12 protein-coding genes are annotated in these 15,598 nt (G+C 71.1%); 9 read left to right on the top strand and 3 right to left on the bottom strand.

Annotated features, from left to right (window positions below; genetic code table 11):
* Positions 1-79 precede the first annotated feature (79 nt).
* Positions 80-1,105, bottom strand: coding sequence for an Rv2578c family radical SAM protein (locus tag PXH83_RS27085; RefSeq protein ID WP_274563831.1), 1,026 nt, complete (start codon positions 1,103-1,105; stop codon positions 80-82).
* Positions 1,106-1,240: 135 nt separating this feature from the next.
* Here PXH83_RS27085 and PXH83_RS27090 point away from each other — a divergent pair, with 135 nt between their 5' ends.
* The 4 genes from PXH83_RS27090 (at position 1,241) to PXH83_RS27105 (ending at position 7,751) form a co-directional block, all read left to right on the top strand.
* A complete protein-coding gene (locus PXH83_RS27090; protein WP_274563832.1) occupies positions 1,241-1,684 on the top strand; it encodes an SRPBCC family protein in 444 nt (147 codons plus the stop codon).
* 168 nt (positions 1,685-1,852) lie between these two features.
* Positions 1,853-4,318 (top strand): MFS transporter, encoded by a 2,466-nt coding sequence (locus PXH83_RS27095; RefSeq protein WP_274563833.1) that lies wholly within the window; start codon positions 1,853-1,855, stop codon positions 4,316-4,318.
* A gap of 147 nt (positions 4,319-4,465) precedes the next feature.
* Complete coding sequence (locus tag PXH83_RS27100; protein WP_274563834.1) at positions 4,466-6,919, top strand: ATP-binding SpoIIE family protein phosphatase; 2,454 nt, start codon at positions 4,466-4,468, stop codon at positions 6,917-6,919.
* A gap of 94 nt (positions 6,920-7,013) precedes the next feature.
* Positions 7,014-7,751, top strand: a complete 738-nt coding sequence (locus PXH83_RS27105) for a class I SAM-dependent methyltransferase (protein ID WP_274563835.1) — start codon at positions 7,014-7,016, stop codon at positions 7,749-7,751.
* 4 nt (positions 7,752-7,755) lie between these two features.
* Here PXH83_RS27105 and PXH83_RS27110 read toward each other — a convergent pair whose 3' ends face one another.
* A complete protein-coding gene (locus PXH83_RS27110) occupies positions 7,756-8,118 on the bottom strand; it encodes an ArsR/SmtB family transcription factor (RefSeq protein WP_274563836.1) in 363 nt (120 codons plus the stop codon).
* Positions 8,119-8,266: 148 nt separating this feature from the next.
* Between PXH83_RS27110 and PXH83_RS27115 the strand changes: the two genes are divergently transcribed.
* The 5 genes from PXH83_RS27115 to PXH83_RS27135 all read left to right on the top strand — a co-directional run bounded on the left by PXH83_RS27115 (position 8,267) and on the right by PXH83_RS27135 (position 14,910).
* Positions 8,267-9,622, top strand: a complete 1,356-nt coding sequence (locus PXH83_RS27115; RefSeq protein ID WP_274565180.1) for an NAD(P)-binding domain-containing protein — start codon at positions 8,267-8,269, stop codon at positions 9,620-9,622.
* A gap of 124 nt (positions 9,623-9,746) precedes the next feature.
* The gene (locus tag PXH83_RS27120; protein ID WP_274563837.1) at positions 9,747-10,580 is read left to right on the top strand and encodes a M55 family metallopeptidase; all 834 of its coding nucleotides are present in this window, start codon (positions 9,747-9,749) and stop codon (positions 10,578-10,580) included.
* Positions 10,573-11,952 carry a M20/M25/M40 family metallo-hydrolase gene (locus tag PXH83_RS27125; RefSeq protein ID WP_274563838.1) on the top strand — a complete coding sequence of 460 codons (1,380 nt, stop codon included), beginning with the start codon at positions 10,573-10,575 and terminating at the stop codon, positions 11,950-11,952. Before PXH83_RS27120 ends, PXH83_RS27125 begins: the two co-directional genes overlap by 8 nt.
* 22 nt (positions 11,953-11,974) lie before the next feature.
* Positions 11,975-13,978, top strand: a complete 2,004-nt coding sequence (locus PXH83_RS27130) for a S9 family peptidase (RefSeq protein ID WP_274563840.1) — start codon at positions 11,975-11,977, stop codon at positions 13,976-13,978.
* A complete protein-coding gene (locus PXH83_RS27135; protein ID WP_274563842.1) occupies positions 13,975-14,910 on the top strand; it encodes a S66 peptidase family protein in 936 nt (311 codons plus the stop codon). The genes PXH83_RS27130 and PXH83_RS27135 overlap by 4 nt, the downstream gene beginning before the upstream one ends.
* A gap of 22 nt (positions 14,911-14,932) precedes the next feature.
* Here PXH83_RS27135 and PXH83_RS27140 read toward each other — a convergent pair whose 3' ends face one another.
* Complete coding sequence (locus PXH83_RS27140) at positions 14,933-15,421, bottom strand: DinB family protein (protein WP_274565181.1); 489 nt, start codon at positions 15,419-15,421, stop codon at positions 14,933-14,935.
* Between the last annotated feature and the right edge of the window lie 177 nt (positions 15,422-15,598).

Raw genomic sequence — 15,598 nt, forward strand, 5'->3', positions numbered from 1 at the left:
AGGAGTGCTTATGACCGTTTATTGACGCGTGTGGCGTCAGAGGAATGTCAGGCGGATTGTCAGAATTGTCAGAGGAGTGTCACAGGAGCGTGAGCTGCGTCGGGCCGGGATCCTCCGGCTCCGCCGACTCCGGGACGCGCCGGTGCAGGCCGGGACCCGACGGGCCGATGCCGAACTCCGTGGCCAGCTCGTGAACTTGCCGTGTGATCCGCCGCTGGTACCACTTGGGTGCGTACGCCCCTTCGGCGTACAGCCGCTCGTACCGCCGCACCAGATGCGGATGGTGCGCGCCGAGCCAGGCCATGAACCACTCGCGCGCTCCCGGCCTCAGATGGAGTACGAGCGGAGTGACCGACGTCGCGCCCGACGCGGCGATGGCGCGGACGGTGGCGCGCAGCTGATCGGGGGAGTCGCCGAGGAACGGGATGACGGGGGCCATCAGCACGCCGCAGCCGATGCCGTGGTCGGTGAGGGTGCGTACGACGTCGAGGCGGCGCTCCGGCGACGGCGTACCCGGCTCGACCGTGCGCCACAGCTCCTGGTCGGTGAAGCCGACGGAGACCGAGATGCCGACCTCGGTGACCTGGGCGGACTGCACAAGGAGGTCGAGGTCGCGGAGGATCAGCGTGCCCTTGGTCAGGATCGAGAAGGGGTTCGCGCGGTCGCGCAGGGCGGTGATGATGCCGGGCATCAGCCGGTAGCGGCCCTCTGCGCGCTGGTAGCAGTCGACGTTCGTCCCCATGGCGATGTGCGCGCCGTGCCAGGTGCGGGAGGCGAGCTGGTGGCGCAGCAGTTCGGGGGCGTTGATCTTGACGATGATCTGGGTGTCGAAGTCGAGGCCGGTGTCGAGGTCCAGATAGCTGTGGGTCTTGCGTGCGAAGCAGTAGACGCAGGCATGCGTACAGCCGCGGTACGGATTGACCGTCCATTCGAACGGCATGCGTGAGGCGCCCGGCACCCGGTTCAGGATCGAGCGGGCCCGTACCTCGTGGAAGGTGATCCCGCGGAACTCGGGGGTGTCGAAGGTGCGGGTCGTGACCGCGTCCGTTCCGAAGAGCGCGGGGTTCCCGATGGCGGGGTTTTCGGCCAGATTGTCCCAGCGCATGTGCGCCTCCTCGGTAGCACTCACCTCAGAATAGAACACTTGTTCCCTTGATCGCTGCAACCCCGATTTTGGGCGGCGGTCCGGAGGTGGTTGGGTAGCCGCACCCCCGAAAAACCGAGTGCTGGAGGAACAGGCATGGCGCAGGTCGAGGCCACGACGGAGCGGATCATCGCGGCGGATGCGGAGACGGTGTTCGATGCGCTGGCCGACTACAGCGGCACGCGCGCGAAGATCCTGCCCGAGCACTTCAGCGAGTTCGAGGTGCGCGAGGGCGGTGACGGCGAGGGCACCCTCGTCCACTGGAAGCTCCAGGCCACCAGCAAGCGCATCCGCGACTGCCTGCTCGAAGTGACCGAGCCGACCGACGGGCAGCTCGTCGAGAAGGACCGCAACTCGTCCATGGTCACCACTTGGACCGTCACCCCGGCCGGCGAGGGCAAGTCGAAGGTCGTCGTCAGCACCGTCTGGAACGGCGCCGGCGGCATCGGCGGCTTCTTCGAGAAGACCTTCGCCCCCAAGGGCCTCGGCCGGATCTACGACGCCCTGCTCGCCAACCTCGCCGCCGAGGTGCAGAAGTAGCCCATCACCGGTTCGAGTGGTCTTCCCCATCGGCCGGTGGTGCGCCGTAGGGGCTCCCACCGGGGGCGCAGCCGCCCGCGTACGCCTCCCGCGCCCTTCGTCGCGGTTGCTCCCCCTTCTCACGCAATGCGAGAAATGGGCGGCGCATTGTGACGAGGGGAGCAGTACGTGGGCGGGACCACTCTGGTGGAGGGCGGGCAGGCCGCAGAGCAGCCCGCCCGCGAAGGGCGCCGAGCGGCAGGAGAGTTCGGCCCTCCACCGCCCCAACTCCCCGTCGGCCCAGAGGCCGCAGGTCTGCCGCTCAGCCCGTGCCGCGTCCGGGTGGTCTTCTTCGGACTGATGCTCGCGCTGCTCCTCGCGGCGCCGGCGCAGATGATCGCGGCCACCGCCCTGCCGAAGATCGTCGGTGAACTCCACGGCCTGGACCGGATGTCGTGGGCGATCACCGCCTATCTGCTCACCGCCACGATCGGTCTGCCGGTCTACGGAAAACTCGGCGACCTCTTCGGTCGCAAGGGCATCTTCCAGTTCGCGATCCTCGTCTTCGTCGTCGGATCGGCACTGGCCGGCCGGTCCCGCACCATGGACCAGCTCATCGCATTCCGCGCCGTCCAGGGCCTCGGCGCGGGCGGCCTCGTGATCGGCGTCCAGGCGATCATCGCCGACATCGTGCCGACCCGGGCCCGGGGCCGTTTCATGGGCCTCATCGGCGCCGCCCTCGGCCTCGCCTCCATCGCCGGGCCCCTGCTCGGCGGGCTGTTCACCGACCACGTCTCCTGGCGCTGGTGCTTCTACATCAACGTCCCCTTCGGCCTGTTCACCATGGCTCTGATCGCCGTCGTGCTCAAGCTCCCGAAGCCGGACGTACGCCCGCGACTCGACGTACTCGGCGCACTGCTGCTCGCTGCCGCGTCCACCTGCCTCGTCCTGCTGACCAGCTGGGGCGGTACGGAGTACGCCTGGGACTCGCGCGTCGTCCTCGGTCTCGCAGCGGGCGCTGCCGGAACGACTCTGCTCTTCATCGTCGTCGAGTCCTACGCGCCCGAACCGGTCATGCCACTGCGGCTGTTCGGCGACTCGGTCTTCATCATCACCTCACTCGTCGGCGCCGTCGTCGGCATCGCACTCTTCGGCGCCGCGAGCTGCCTGCCCACCTTCCTGCAGATGGTCGGCGGCGCCGGCGCCACCGAGTCCGGGCTGCTGATGCTGCCCATGATCGGCGGCGTGGTCATCGCCTCGATCGTCTCGGGGCAGCTCATCAGTGCCACCGGCCACTACCGCATCTACCCGGTCGTCGGCGTGGCGTTCTCGGCGGTCGGCATGTGGCTGCTGTCCCGGCTGGAGGCCGACACTTCCCGCCTGCACTACAGCATCTGGATGGCCATCCTCGGCACCGGGATCGGCCTCGTCCTGCCGGTGCTGATCCTCGCCGTGCAGAACTCCGTGCGCCCCACCGACCTCGGCGCCGCCACCAGCGCCCACAACTACTTCCGGCAGATCGGCGGCAGCATCGGCGCCGCCGTCTTCGGCACGCTCCTCGCGAACCGGCTCACCGACGCCCTCACCGAGCGGCTGCCCGCCGGAGCCGACCTCCCCGACCCGCAGAGCATCACCCCGCAGCTCGTGCACGCCATGCCGCCCGCGCTGCGCGACGCCTACATCGAGGCGTACGCCGAGGCCATGCCGCGGATCTTCCTCTACCTCGTGCCGGTGCTCGTACTCGGCCTGCTCATCGCCTGCTTCCTCAAGGAGAAACCGCTGGTGTCCCACAACGCCCCCACGGCTGTCCCGGCGGCCCGCACCGCGTCGCATTCCCAGTCGTCCCCCTCGCCTTTCCCCTCCGCCTCCCCGTCCGCGCCCCAGGCCCCGTACCTCTCAGGGGTCCCCGTCCACGGCACCGTCCAGCACCACGACGGCACCACCGTCCCGCGCGCCGCCCTCACCCTCATCGACGTGTCGGGGCGGCAGGTCGGGCGCGGTGCGAGCGGTGACGACGGGCGGTACGCGCTGAGCGTGCCCGCGCCAGGGGCGTACGTGATGATCGCGGCGGCCGGCGGACACCAGCCGCAGGCCGTCACCGTCACCGTCGGCGAACGCCCGGTCGAGCTCGACGTCGTGCTCGGCGGCGCCGGGCGGCTCGCCGGGACAGTGCACACGGCGGACGGCACGCCGGTGCGGGACGCCGCCGTGACGCTCACCGACGTACGCGGAGAGGTCGTCGCATCCACCCGCAGCGGGCGCGAAGGGGGCTATGTCATCACGGAGTTGGTGGCGGGCGAGTACACGCTCGCGGGAAGCGCCCCCGCCTTCCGGCCCGTCGCTCTCCCGGTCAGTGTGCAGGCCTCGCGCGAGACCAGGCAGGACATCGAGCTGGCGGGCGGTGCGGTACTGCGCGGCACCGTACGGGCGAGTGGCGGCAGGCCCGTCGAGGACGCCCGCGTGACGCTGCTCGACGTCGCCGGCAATGTGGTGGACACGCTCACCACGGGTCCCGACGGCAGCTTCCGCTTCATCGATCTGTCGTCCGGCGAGTACACGGTGATCGCCGCGGGCTATCCGCCGGTCGCCACCGTCCTCCAGATCGCGGGCGGCGGACGTTCCGAACGCGATCTCCAACTCGGCCACGAGGACTGACCGTTATGAACGGCCACGTGCAGGCGGGAGGCCCTTGTGCGCGGGCGCACCACCTATTGCGTCGTTGCGCAGCGCGCAGCCTTCCTGTGGCCGTACGGTGGTGAGGGAAGCCGCAGCTTCCTCGCGGCGGGAAGGGGGCTCCCACTCATGGACAGTGGCACTCCGCCAGGGCTGCCGCGGCAGCGCGCGGTGACCGGCCGGATTCCGCTTGGCGTGGTCGTGGTGGACAGCGGCGGGCTCGTGTCGCACTGGTCCACCGGCGCGCGGCGGCTGTTCGGCCGCTCCAGGGAAGACGCGGTGGGGCAGCCCGCCGCCGACCTGATGCCGGTCTCCGGAGCACTCGCCGACGACGCCGCCTACACGGCGTACGACGCGTACGAAGGCCTCGGCCCCGGGCTCGGCGACTCGCTCAACGGCCTCACGTCCTATCCGGCCGCGGGCAGGGCCAGGATCCATGGGCCGGGAGGCGAGCGGCTCGACGTCCTGTGGTGGGCGTATCCGCTGGTCGGGCCGGGACCGGAGCGGCTGCTCGTACTCGCGGCGGATGCGGCGCAGTTGGAGAGCGCGGACCGGACCGGGAACGCGGCAGGCGTCCAGCGGACAGCGCCCGGATTCGCACTGCACACCGAGTTCGCCGGATCCGACGAGCTGGCCCGGCGGCTGCCCGAGATCATGCCCAGCATGAGCGTCGGCGAGGCGGGACGCATCGTCTCCCAGATCCTCGAACTGGGCTACCCCGTCCTGGAGTTCAGTCAGCACGACCGGGTGCCCGTCACGCCCGACTGGGGTGTGCCCAGGCGTGCGGTCCGCAGGACCGGACAGCCGCGGACCGCACAGACGGGCGAAGGGCCTTCCACCACCCCGGCCGACGAAGACCTCGATCTCGAATGCGACCTCGACCTCGAATACGCCGCCGTCCGCGAGCGGCTCGAATTTCTCAACGAGGTGAGCGGGCGCATCGGTTCCTCGCTCGACCTCGCCCGTACGATCGAGGAAGTCAGCGCGGCCGTGGTGCCGCGCTTCACCGACGTCGCGGGCACCTATCTGCGCGAGCAGGTCATCGCGGGCGAGGGCTTCCCCGACGGGCCGCCGGACGCCACCACCATGTGGCACAGGGTCGCCGTCGAACATGTCGACGCACCCGGGCGCTGGGACGACGTCGTGCCGGTCGGCGAAGCCATGCCTTTCCCCGTGCACACCCCGTTCTTCCAGTGCATGACGACCGGCGATCCGGTGCTCGTACCGCGGATCAGCGAGCAAATGGGCACCGCCATCGCCTCGCAGTTCGAGAAGCGCGACATCAGGCCGCTGATCAGCGGGCGCTCCATGCTCGTCGTGCCGCTCAAGGCGCGCAACGTGGTGCTGGGCTTCATGATCCTGCTGCGTCACCCGGGACGCGCTCTCTTCAACGACATGGACCGCGTCACCGGCGCCGAACTGGCCGCCCGGGCCGGGCTCGTACTCGACAACGCCCGGATGTACACGTACCAGGAGAGCGTCGCCGAGACCCTCCAGGACAGCATGCTTCCGCAGGTCGCCCCGCGCATGGCGGGCTGTGACACGGCGACGCGTTACCTGCCGGGAACACTGCTCGGGCGCGTCGGCGGTGACTGGTTCGACACCATCAAGCTGCCCGGGTCGCGCACCGCGCTGGTGGTGGGCGATGTCATGGGGCACGGCCTCAACTCGGCGGCGATGATGGGTCAGTTACGTACCGCCGTGCAGACCATGGCGGCCCTGGACCTGCCGCCCGTACAGCTCCTGCGCAACCTCGACGACCTGGCGCAGCGGCTCGGCGAGCACTACCTCGCGACCTGCCTGTACGCCGTCTACGACCCGGTGCGCGGCGAGCTGCAGCTCGCGAACGCGGGCCACATCCCTCCCGTGCTCGTACGGGCCTCGGACGGGCGCAGCGAGCTGCTCGCCCTGCCCACGGGGGCGCCGATCGGTGTGGGCGGGGTGCCTTTCGAGTCCGTTCGAGTGCGCGTCGAGCCCGGCGACCGGCTGGTGATGTGCACGGACGGCCTGGTCGAGGTGCGGGGCGAGGACATCGGCGTGGGGCTCGCGACGCTGTGCGAGTCGGCGGCGCACCCGGCGGCGTCCATGGACGCCGCGTGCGACACCATCATCCGCGCGCTCAACACCGGCGGGGATCGCAAGGACGACGTGGCGCTGCTGATGGCCCGCCTCAACGGCATCGCGGAGCGGGACGTCGCCGTGTGGCAGCTGACGCCGGAACCGCGCGAGGTGGGCCGGGCGCGGCGGCTGGTGCGCGGGCAGCTGGCCGCCTGGGGGCTCGAAGAGGCCGCGGAGAGCGTGGAGCTCCTGGTCAGCGAGGTCGTCACCAACGCGGTGCGGCACGCGGGCAGCTGCGGTGCGGAGCTCAGGATCGGACGGACGGACGCACTGCTCTGCGAGGTCACGGACGGCGGCCATGCGCTGCCGGCGCTGACGACCGCGGGGCCGGACGACGAGGCGGGGCGCGGGCTCGGGGTGGTGAGCGCCGTGGCGCGGGAGTGGGGTGCCAGCCGTTCGGGAGAGGGCAAGACGGTGTGGTTCGAGCTGCCGCTGCCGCGTGTGCCCGGGTCGAACGCACGGTGAAGGTATACGCCGAGGACTTGTCGGCACAACTCTCCGGCGGTAGACCGATCTTGACGTGATGTCAGAAGGTCGGGCACTTCCTGGGGAGCTGAGCATGAGCGTGACGGGCCGGTACAAGGATGCCTGGGAGGGCTTCTGGCGGGACGCCTCGCACGAGCCGGGGGCGGTCTTCTGGGACGCGGAACCCGCCCTCACCGCCGAGCTCCACCTCGCCCTCTTCGAGCCGCACCTGACGGACCCCGCCCTGCCCGTGGTCGACCTCGGCTGCGGCAACGGCACGCAGGCGCTCTTCCTCGCCGACCGCTTCCCCCGGGTCACGGGGGTCGACCTGGCGGGGTCGGCGATCGAGCACGCCGAACGCAACGACCCGCTCAGCCGGATCCACTTCCAGCAGCTCGACGCGGCGGACGGGGCGGCCGTACAGCGACTGAGCGCCGGGCTCGGGGACGCGCAGGTCTATATGCGCGGCGTGCTGCACCAGTGCGAGGCGGCCGACCGGCAGCCGGTGGCCGACGCCGTCGCGGCGCTGGTGGGGGAGCGGGGGAGGGCGTTCGTGGTGGAGTTGTCGGAGGCGGCGCGGCCGGTGCTGATGGGCCTGGCGCAGGGGCCGGCCGGGCCGCCGCCCAAGCTCAGGCCGGTCTTCGAGCACGGCATCGCGCCGGGCGAGATGGCGGACGCGGAGCTGGGCGGGCTGTTCCGGTCGGCGGGGCTCGCGGTCCTGGCGAGCGGGGAGCTGCCGCTGACGACAACGGAGGCGGGGGCGGACGGCGCGCGCATCGAGCTGCCGTCGGCGTGGTTGGTCGTGGGCCGTCCGTCGCAGATTCCGGAGTGACGCGCTACACGGCGACCTTCCCGAGGATGTGGCCCATGGCCGCGAGTACGGACGGCTCCACCCGGTAGTACACCCAGGTCCCGCGCCGCTCGGAGGCCAGCAGGCCCGCTTCCCTCAGCTTCTTCAGGTGATGCGAGACGGTGGGCTGGGACACGCCGACGTCGGAGATGTCGCACACGCACGCCTCGCCGCCCTCGTGCGAGGCGACCAGGGAGAACAGGCGCAGGCGGACCGGGTCGCCGAGCGCCTTGAACATCGCCGCGGTACGGACCGCCTCCTCGGCGGTCAGGGGGCGCTCGGTCAGCGGCGGGCAGCACGGCGCCGCCAGGTCCGGCTCCAGCAGCGGCAGCACCTTGGCATTCGACATACGTCTATGTTGACACACGTCGAACCAAGGGTCATGGGCATGAGTACTGATTCGATGATTGTCTATGTTGACGCTCATCGAATCAGGTGCCATGCTGGGCCGCGAAGTCATCGACGCATGTCGAATCAACTGGGGAGTCACCGTGACCGTGCAGACCAACACCCTGCCCACCGTCGTGATCGGAGCCGGTCCGATCGGCCTCGCCGCCGCCGCTCACCTCGTCGGACGCGGCATCGAGCCGCTGGTCCTGGAGGCCGGCACGGGTGCGGGTGCCGCCGTCCGCGAGTGGGCGCATGTGCGGCTGTTCTCCACCTGGGCCGAGGTCGTCGACCCCGCGGCCGAGAAGCTGCTCGCTCCGACCGGCTGGAGTGCGCCGGACGGGGCGACGTACCCCTCGGGTGGTGACTGGGCTGCGGACTACCTCCAGCCGCTGGCCGATGTCCTCGGCGACAGGGTCCGCTTCGGCGCCCGCGTCACCGGCGTATCCCGCCTCGGGCGCGACCGGGTCGTCGACGCCGACCGCGAGCGGCTGCCCTTCACCGTCCACGTCCGCTACGCCGACGGCACCGAGGAGCGGATCACTGCCCGCGCCGTCATCGACGCCTCCGGCACCTGGGCGACCCCCGCTCCCATCGGTGGCGACGGCCTCCCTGCCCTCGGTGAGCACACCGGCGCCGCGCGCATCTCGTATCGCGTACCCGACCTCAAGGACCCGGCCGTACGGGCCCGTTACGAGGGCAGGCGCACTGCCGTCATCGGATCCGGCGCGTCCGCCTTCACTGCCCTCGCCTACCTGGCCGAACTGGCCAAGGACGCCCCCGGCACCCACGCGGTATGGGTCCTGCGGCGCGGCATCGGAGGCTCCACCTTCGGCGGCGGCGAGGCCGACCAGCTTCCCGCCCGCGGTGCGCTCGGCCTCGCGGCCAAGGCGGCCGTGGACGACGGACATGCCGATGCCGTCACCGGGTTCCGTACGGCCGCCGTCGAGAAGGACGGCGACCGGCTGGTGCTCGTCGCCGAGGACGGCCGCCGCCTCGACCCGGTCGACGAGGTCATCGTCCTGACCGGCTTGCGCCCCGACCTGTCGTTCGTCTCCGAGCTGCGCCTCGCACTCGACGAGCGGCTCCAGGCCCCCGTCGGACTGGCCCCGCTGATCGACCCCAACCAGCACTCCTGCGGCACTGTCTACCCCCACGGCGTGGCCGAGCTGTCCCACCCGGATCAGGACATCTACCTGGTCGGCATGAAGAGCTACGGCCGCGCGCCCACCTTCCTCGCCATGACCGGCTACGAGCAGGTCCGCTCCGTCGCCGCCCACCTCGCCGGAGACGCGGAGGCCGCCGGACGTGTCGAGCTGACCCTGCCGGAGACCGGGGTCTGCGGTGGCGCGGGCCTCTTCGACGAGCCCGACGCCGCCCAGGCCGAGGGAGAGGGCGGCGGAGGATGCTGCGCCGCGCCCACGACACTCCAGATCGGCGCCCCCGCCGCCTCGGGCGGCTGCTGACCCGGTGGGCAGGCCAGGGCCGGGCCGGTGAGGTCATCCCTCTGAACCTGGCCCGCGTGTTCTCCAGCGCGTAACGTAACGCGGCATGAAGATCTCGTCTCGCCTGCCGTAGGACTGGAGCACCGTGAAGATCCTCATCAGTGCCGACATGGAGGGCGCCACCGGCGTCACCTGGCCTGCCGATGTGCTTCCGGGCACGCCGCAGTGGGAGCGCTGCCGCCCCATGTTCACCTCCGACGTGAACGCGGCCGTGGTCGGCTTCTTCGACGGGGGCGCCGACGAGGTGCTCATCAACGAAGCGCACTGGACCATGCGCAACCTGCTCCTCGAACAACTCGACGAACGCGCCGAGATGCTCACCGGCAGGCACAAGTCGCTCAGCATGGTCGAGGGTGTGCAGCACGGCGACGTCGACGGCATCGCCTTCGTCGGCTACCACACCGGCGCGGGCACCGAGGGCGTCCTCGCGCACACCTACCTCGCCAACTCCATCACGGGCGTGTGGCTCAACGGCGAGCGGGCCAGCGAGGGCCTGCTCAACGCCCACGTCGTCGCGGAGTACGGCGTACCGGTGGTGCTCGTCACCGGCGACGACATGACCTGCCGCGACGCCGACGGGTACGCACCCGCGGCCCGCAAGGTCCCGGTCAAGGACTATGTCTCGCGGTACGCCGCGGTGTGCCGCACCCCGGCCCGTACCGCCGCCGGCATCAGGGCCGCCGCCAAGGAGGCGGCGGCCCTCGCCATTCGCCACGAACCCGTGATCGGCGGCTCGTTCACCGTGGAGCTGGAGTTCGACGCGGAGCACCTTTCGGGGGTCGCCACCGTGGTGCCCGGGGTGGTGCCGACCGGGGAACGGCGTGTCGCGTACACCAGCGGCACGATGTATGAGGCCATTCGTACCTTCAAGGCGGTCACGACGATCGTCTCGTCCGCGGTGGAGGAGCAGTATGGCTGACAAGCAGCCGGTCGGCGCGGGGGCGACCGACGACGGGGCGGACGGCGACGGAGTGATCGACGCGCTCGCGCTCGACGAGGTCGTGGCCTTCACATCCGATCTCATCCGCATCGACACCACGAACCGCGGCAGCGGCGACTGCCGCGAGCGCCCGGCCGCCGAGTACGTCGCGGAGCGGCTGGCCGACGCCGGCCTGGAACCGGTGCTCCTCGAACGCGCACCCGGACGCACCAACGTCGTAGCCCGAATCGAGGGCACCGACACCACCGCCGACGCGCTGCTCGTCCACGGCCACCTCGACGTCGTACCGGCCGAGCCCGCCGACTGGAGCGTGCACCCCTTCTCCGGGGAGATCCGCGACGGAGTGGTCTGGGGCCGCGGTGCGGTCGACATGAAGAACATGGACGCGATGGTCCTCGCGGTCGTACGGGCCTGGGCGAGATCCGGCACCAGACCGAGACGCGACATTGTGATCGCCTTCACCGCGGACGAGGAGGCCAGCGCGGAAGACGGCTCCGGCTTCCTCGCCACGGAACACGCCGAGCTCTTCGACGGCTGTACGGAGGGCATCAGCGAATCCGGCGCCTACACCTTCCACGCGGGCCCCCGCATGGAGATCTATCCGATCGCGGCGGGGGAGCGCGGCACCGGCTGGCTCCGCCTCACCGGAGTCGGCACGGCAGGACACGGCTCCAAGGTCAACCGCGACAACGCGGTGAGCAGACTGGCCGCCGCCATCGCCCGGATCGGCGAGCACGAATGGCCGGTGCGGCTCACCCCGACCGTCCGCGCCAGCATCACCGAACTCGCCACCCTGCACGCACTGGACGCACCTGACTTCGACGCGCCCGACTTCGACGTCGACGCCCTGCTCAACAAGCTGGGACCCGCCGCCGCGCTCGTCGAAGCGACCGTACGGGGCAGCGCCAACCCGACCATGCTCGACGCCGGATACAAGGTCAACGTCATCCCCGGACGCGCGACCGCCTACGTCGACGGGCGGTTCCTGCCCGGCGGCGAAAAGGAGTTCGAGCAGACCCTCGATCTGCTCACCGGGCCGCACGTCGACTGGGAGTACCACCACAAGGAGGTCGCCCTCCAGGCGCCGACCGACTCCCCGACGTACGCCAAACTCCGAGCGGCCGTGGAACGCTTCGCCCCCGAAGGGCATGTCGTGCCGTACTGCATGTCGGGCGGCACCGACGCCAAGCAGTTCTCCCGCCTCGGCATCACCGGCTACGGCTTCTCGCCGCTGAAGCTGCCCGCCGACTTCGACTACGAGGCGCTCTTCCACGGCGTCGACGAACGTGTACCGGTCGAAGCCCTGCACTTCGGTGTGCGGGTACTCGACCATTATCTGCGAACCGCCTAGCCGCACAGGGGGAGTGGGAAGCATGGTGCCCTCAGGGCCGTACGGAAGCTGGCCGTCGCCGATCGGCGCCGCGCTCGCCGCCACACACGACGGCCACCCGGAGTACGTCGGCATGGTCGGCGACGAGGTGTGGTGGACCGAGCCACGGCCCAGCGAGGCCGGCCGGCGCGCGCTGGTGCGGCGGCGGGTGGACGGCGGCGAGGAATCGGTCCTGCCCGCCCCCTGGAACCTACGCAGCAGAGTCATCGAGTACGGCGGACAGCCCTGGGCGGGCACGGTGCGCGACGAGGGCGGCGCCCTGGTCGTCTTCGTGCACTTCCCCGACCAGCGGCTCTACGCGTACGAACCCGACGTACCCGGCGCCGCACCCCGGCCCCTGACCCCGGTGTCGGAGACCGGCGGCGGGCTGCGCTGGGCCGATCCGCAGCTGCGCCCGGAAGCCGGGAAGGCGGGCGAAGTGTGGTGCGTGCTGGAGGAGTTCACCGGTGAGGCGCCCACCGACGTACGCCGCGTGATCGCGGCCGTACCCCTCGACGGGTCGGCCGCCGACGACCGGGCCGCCGTGCGGGAACTCTCCGACGGCGCGCACCGCTTCGTCACCGGGCCCCGCGTGTCGCCGGACGGACTCCACGCCGCCTGGATCGCCTGGGACCACCCCCGGATGCCCTGGGACGGCACGGAGGTGATCCTCGCGGACGTCGCGGAGGACGGCACCTTCGAGGGCGCACGGCGCCTCCTCGGCGGGCCCGACGAGTCGATTGCCCAGATCGACTGGGCCGCCGACGGGCAGCTGCTGTGCACCAGTGACCGCACCGGCTGGTGGAACCTGTACCGCGTGCCCGATGTCGCGGACCCCCACCCGGAAGCGGTGAGGCTCTGCGGGCGCCCCGAGGAGTTCGGCGGACCGCTCTGGAAGATCGGGCTGCGCTGGTTCCACCCCCTGGACAACGGCCTGATCGCCGTCATCCACGGCAGCGGCACCACAGCGCTGGGCATCCTCGACCCGGAGAGCGGCGAACTCGTCGACGCCGCGGGCCCCTGGACCGAATGGGCCCCCACGCTCGCCGCGAACGGCAGCCGCGTCGTCGGCGTCGCCGCGAGCCCGCGCAGCGCGTACGAGGTCGTGGAGCTCGACACAGGCACCGGCCACACCCGCGTCATCGGCTCCGCCCACGACGACCCCGTGGACCCCGCCTACTACCCCGAGCCACAGCTCCGCACCTTCACAGGCCCCGACAGCCGCGAGATCCACGCCCACATCTACCCGCCGCACAACCCCGGCCACATCGCGCCCGACGACGAACTGCCGCCGTACGTCGTATGGGCCCACGGCGGCCCGACCGGCCGCGCCGCGCTCGTACTCGACCTGGAGATCGCCTACTTCACCTCGCGCGGCATCGGCGTCGCCGAGGTCAACTACGGCGGATCCGCCGGGTACGGCCGCGCGTACCGCAACCGGCTGCGCGAGCAGTGGGGCGTCGTGGACGTCGAGGACTGCGCCGCCGTCGCCCTCGCCCTGGCCGAAGAAGGCACGGCAGACCCGCGGCGGATCGGTGTACGGGGCGGCAGCGCGGGCGGCTGGACGGCGGCCGCGTCCATCGCCACCACCGATGTGTACGCCTGCGCCACCATCCTCTACCCGATCCTCGACCTGACCGGCTGGGCGACGGACGAGACCCACGACTTCGAGTCGCAGTACACGGAGAGCCTCGTCGGCCCGCACGACGCCTGCCCCGGCCGGTACCGGGACCGCTCACCCATACAGCACGCGGAACGGATCACCGCACCGTTCCTGCTGCTCCAGGGTCTCGACGACGTGATCTGCCCGCCCGTGCAGTGCGAGCGGTTCCTGGAGCGGATGACGGGCCGCGGCATCCCGCACGCGTACATCGCCTTCGAGGGGGAAGGCCACGGCTTCCGCAGGGCCGAGACGGTGGCCCGGGCGCTGGAGGCCGAGCTCTCCCTGTACGCCCAGACCTTCGGCATCGACCGCAACGACGTACCCCTGCTGGAGCTCAGGAAGTGACCCTTACGCCGCTGACCAGGCCCGCGCGACTGAAACAGGGAGCGCGCGTCGCCGTCGTGGCACCCAGCGGTCCCGTCCCCCAGGAGCGCCTCGACGCGGGCCTCGACATCCTGCGGGGCTGGGACCTCGACCCGGTGGCCGCGCCCCATGTGGTGGACCGGCACCGGCAGTTCGACTACCTCGCGGGCGAGGACGCGGCGCGCGCCCGGGATCTGGAGGCGGCCTGGTGCGACCCGTCGGTGGACGCCGTGATCTGCGCACGGGGCGGGTACGGCGTCCAACGCATGGTGGACCTGGTCGACTGGGCGGCGATGCGCGCGGCCGGGCCCAAGGTGTTCGTCGGCTACAGCGACATCACCGCGCTGCACGAGGCGTTCGCCGTACGGCTCGGCCTGTCCACCCTGCACGGCCCGATGGTCGCCACGACGTCCTTCCTCAAGGACCCCCGCACCCAGGAATCGCTGCGGGCCACGCTCCTCGAACCCGAGTCGGTCATGACCCTCGGCCTGGCGACGGCGCGACCGTTGGTCCCCGGCCGGGCACGCGGCGTCACTCTCGGAGGCTGTGTCTCCCTGCTCGCCGCCGACCTCGGAACCCCGCACGCCAGGGCATCGGTGCGCGGCGGCCTGCTGCTCATCGAGGACGTCGGCGAGGAGCCGTACCGCCTCGACCGGATCCTCACCCAACTCCTGCGCTCCGGCTGGCTGGACGGTGTCGCGGGCGTCGCGCTCGGCTCGTGGGAGGAGTGCGGCCCGTACGAGCAGGAGGTGCGGACGCTGCTGTACGACCGGCTGGTCACCCTGGGTGTGCCGGTCGTCGAGGAGCTGGGCTTCGGCCACTGCGCGACCGCGCTGACCATGCCGCTGGGCCTGCCCGCCGTACTCGACACGGACTCCGGCACCCTCACGCTCGATGTGCCTGCCCTCGGCTGAAGCGAACCGGGGGGGGCGGAGGTCAGGCCCCCGGATGGTCGCCTGACGCGCCGTCAATCAGCTCGCGCACGATGTCCATATGGCCGGCGTGCCGTGCGGTGTCCTCCAGCATGTGGATGAGCACCCACCGCATCGACACGGTGTTGCCCGACCACGATGTGCCGAGCGTGTCGAGGTCGAGCTCGGCGATCGCCTGGTCGGCGGCGGCCCGCGCGCGGCCGTAGAGCTCCACGATGTCCGCCGTGGACTCGCCGGCGGCCACGACCATGTCTTCCTCCGGATCGAACCAGAGCGGCTCGGTCTCGCGCCCGAACGTCGTGCAGAACCAGCCGTACTCGACGCTCGCCAGATGCTTCACCAGGCCCAGCAGATTGGTCCCCGACGGCGTCATTGGCCGTCGCAGCTGCTCGTCGTCGAGGCCTTCGAGTTTCCACAGCACCGCATCGCGGTGCCGGTCAAGGCTGACCTGGAGACTTTCCTTCTCACCGCCGGTGAAGGGAACGTGTTTCATCATGCTTGGAACGTAACAGCCGGGTCTGACAACGGGACGCGAGCGCCGCTGGGTGGCCGTCCGGCCGAGGCTGCTTCATCTTTTCTGACTTTCCATCAAGCATGCGTGTCTCAACGTTGACAGTGGTATGACACGTGTCACAGCATGGCCGCCGTCGATCCTTACTGGCCGGTAAGG

The sequence above is a fragment of the Streptomyces spiramyceticus genome (assembly GCF_028807635.1).
GTDB lineage: Bacteria > Actinomycetota > Actinomycetes > Streptomycetales > Streptomycetaceae > Streptomyces > Streptomyces spiramyceticus.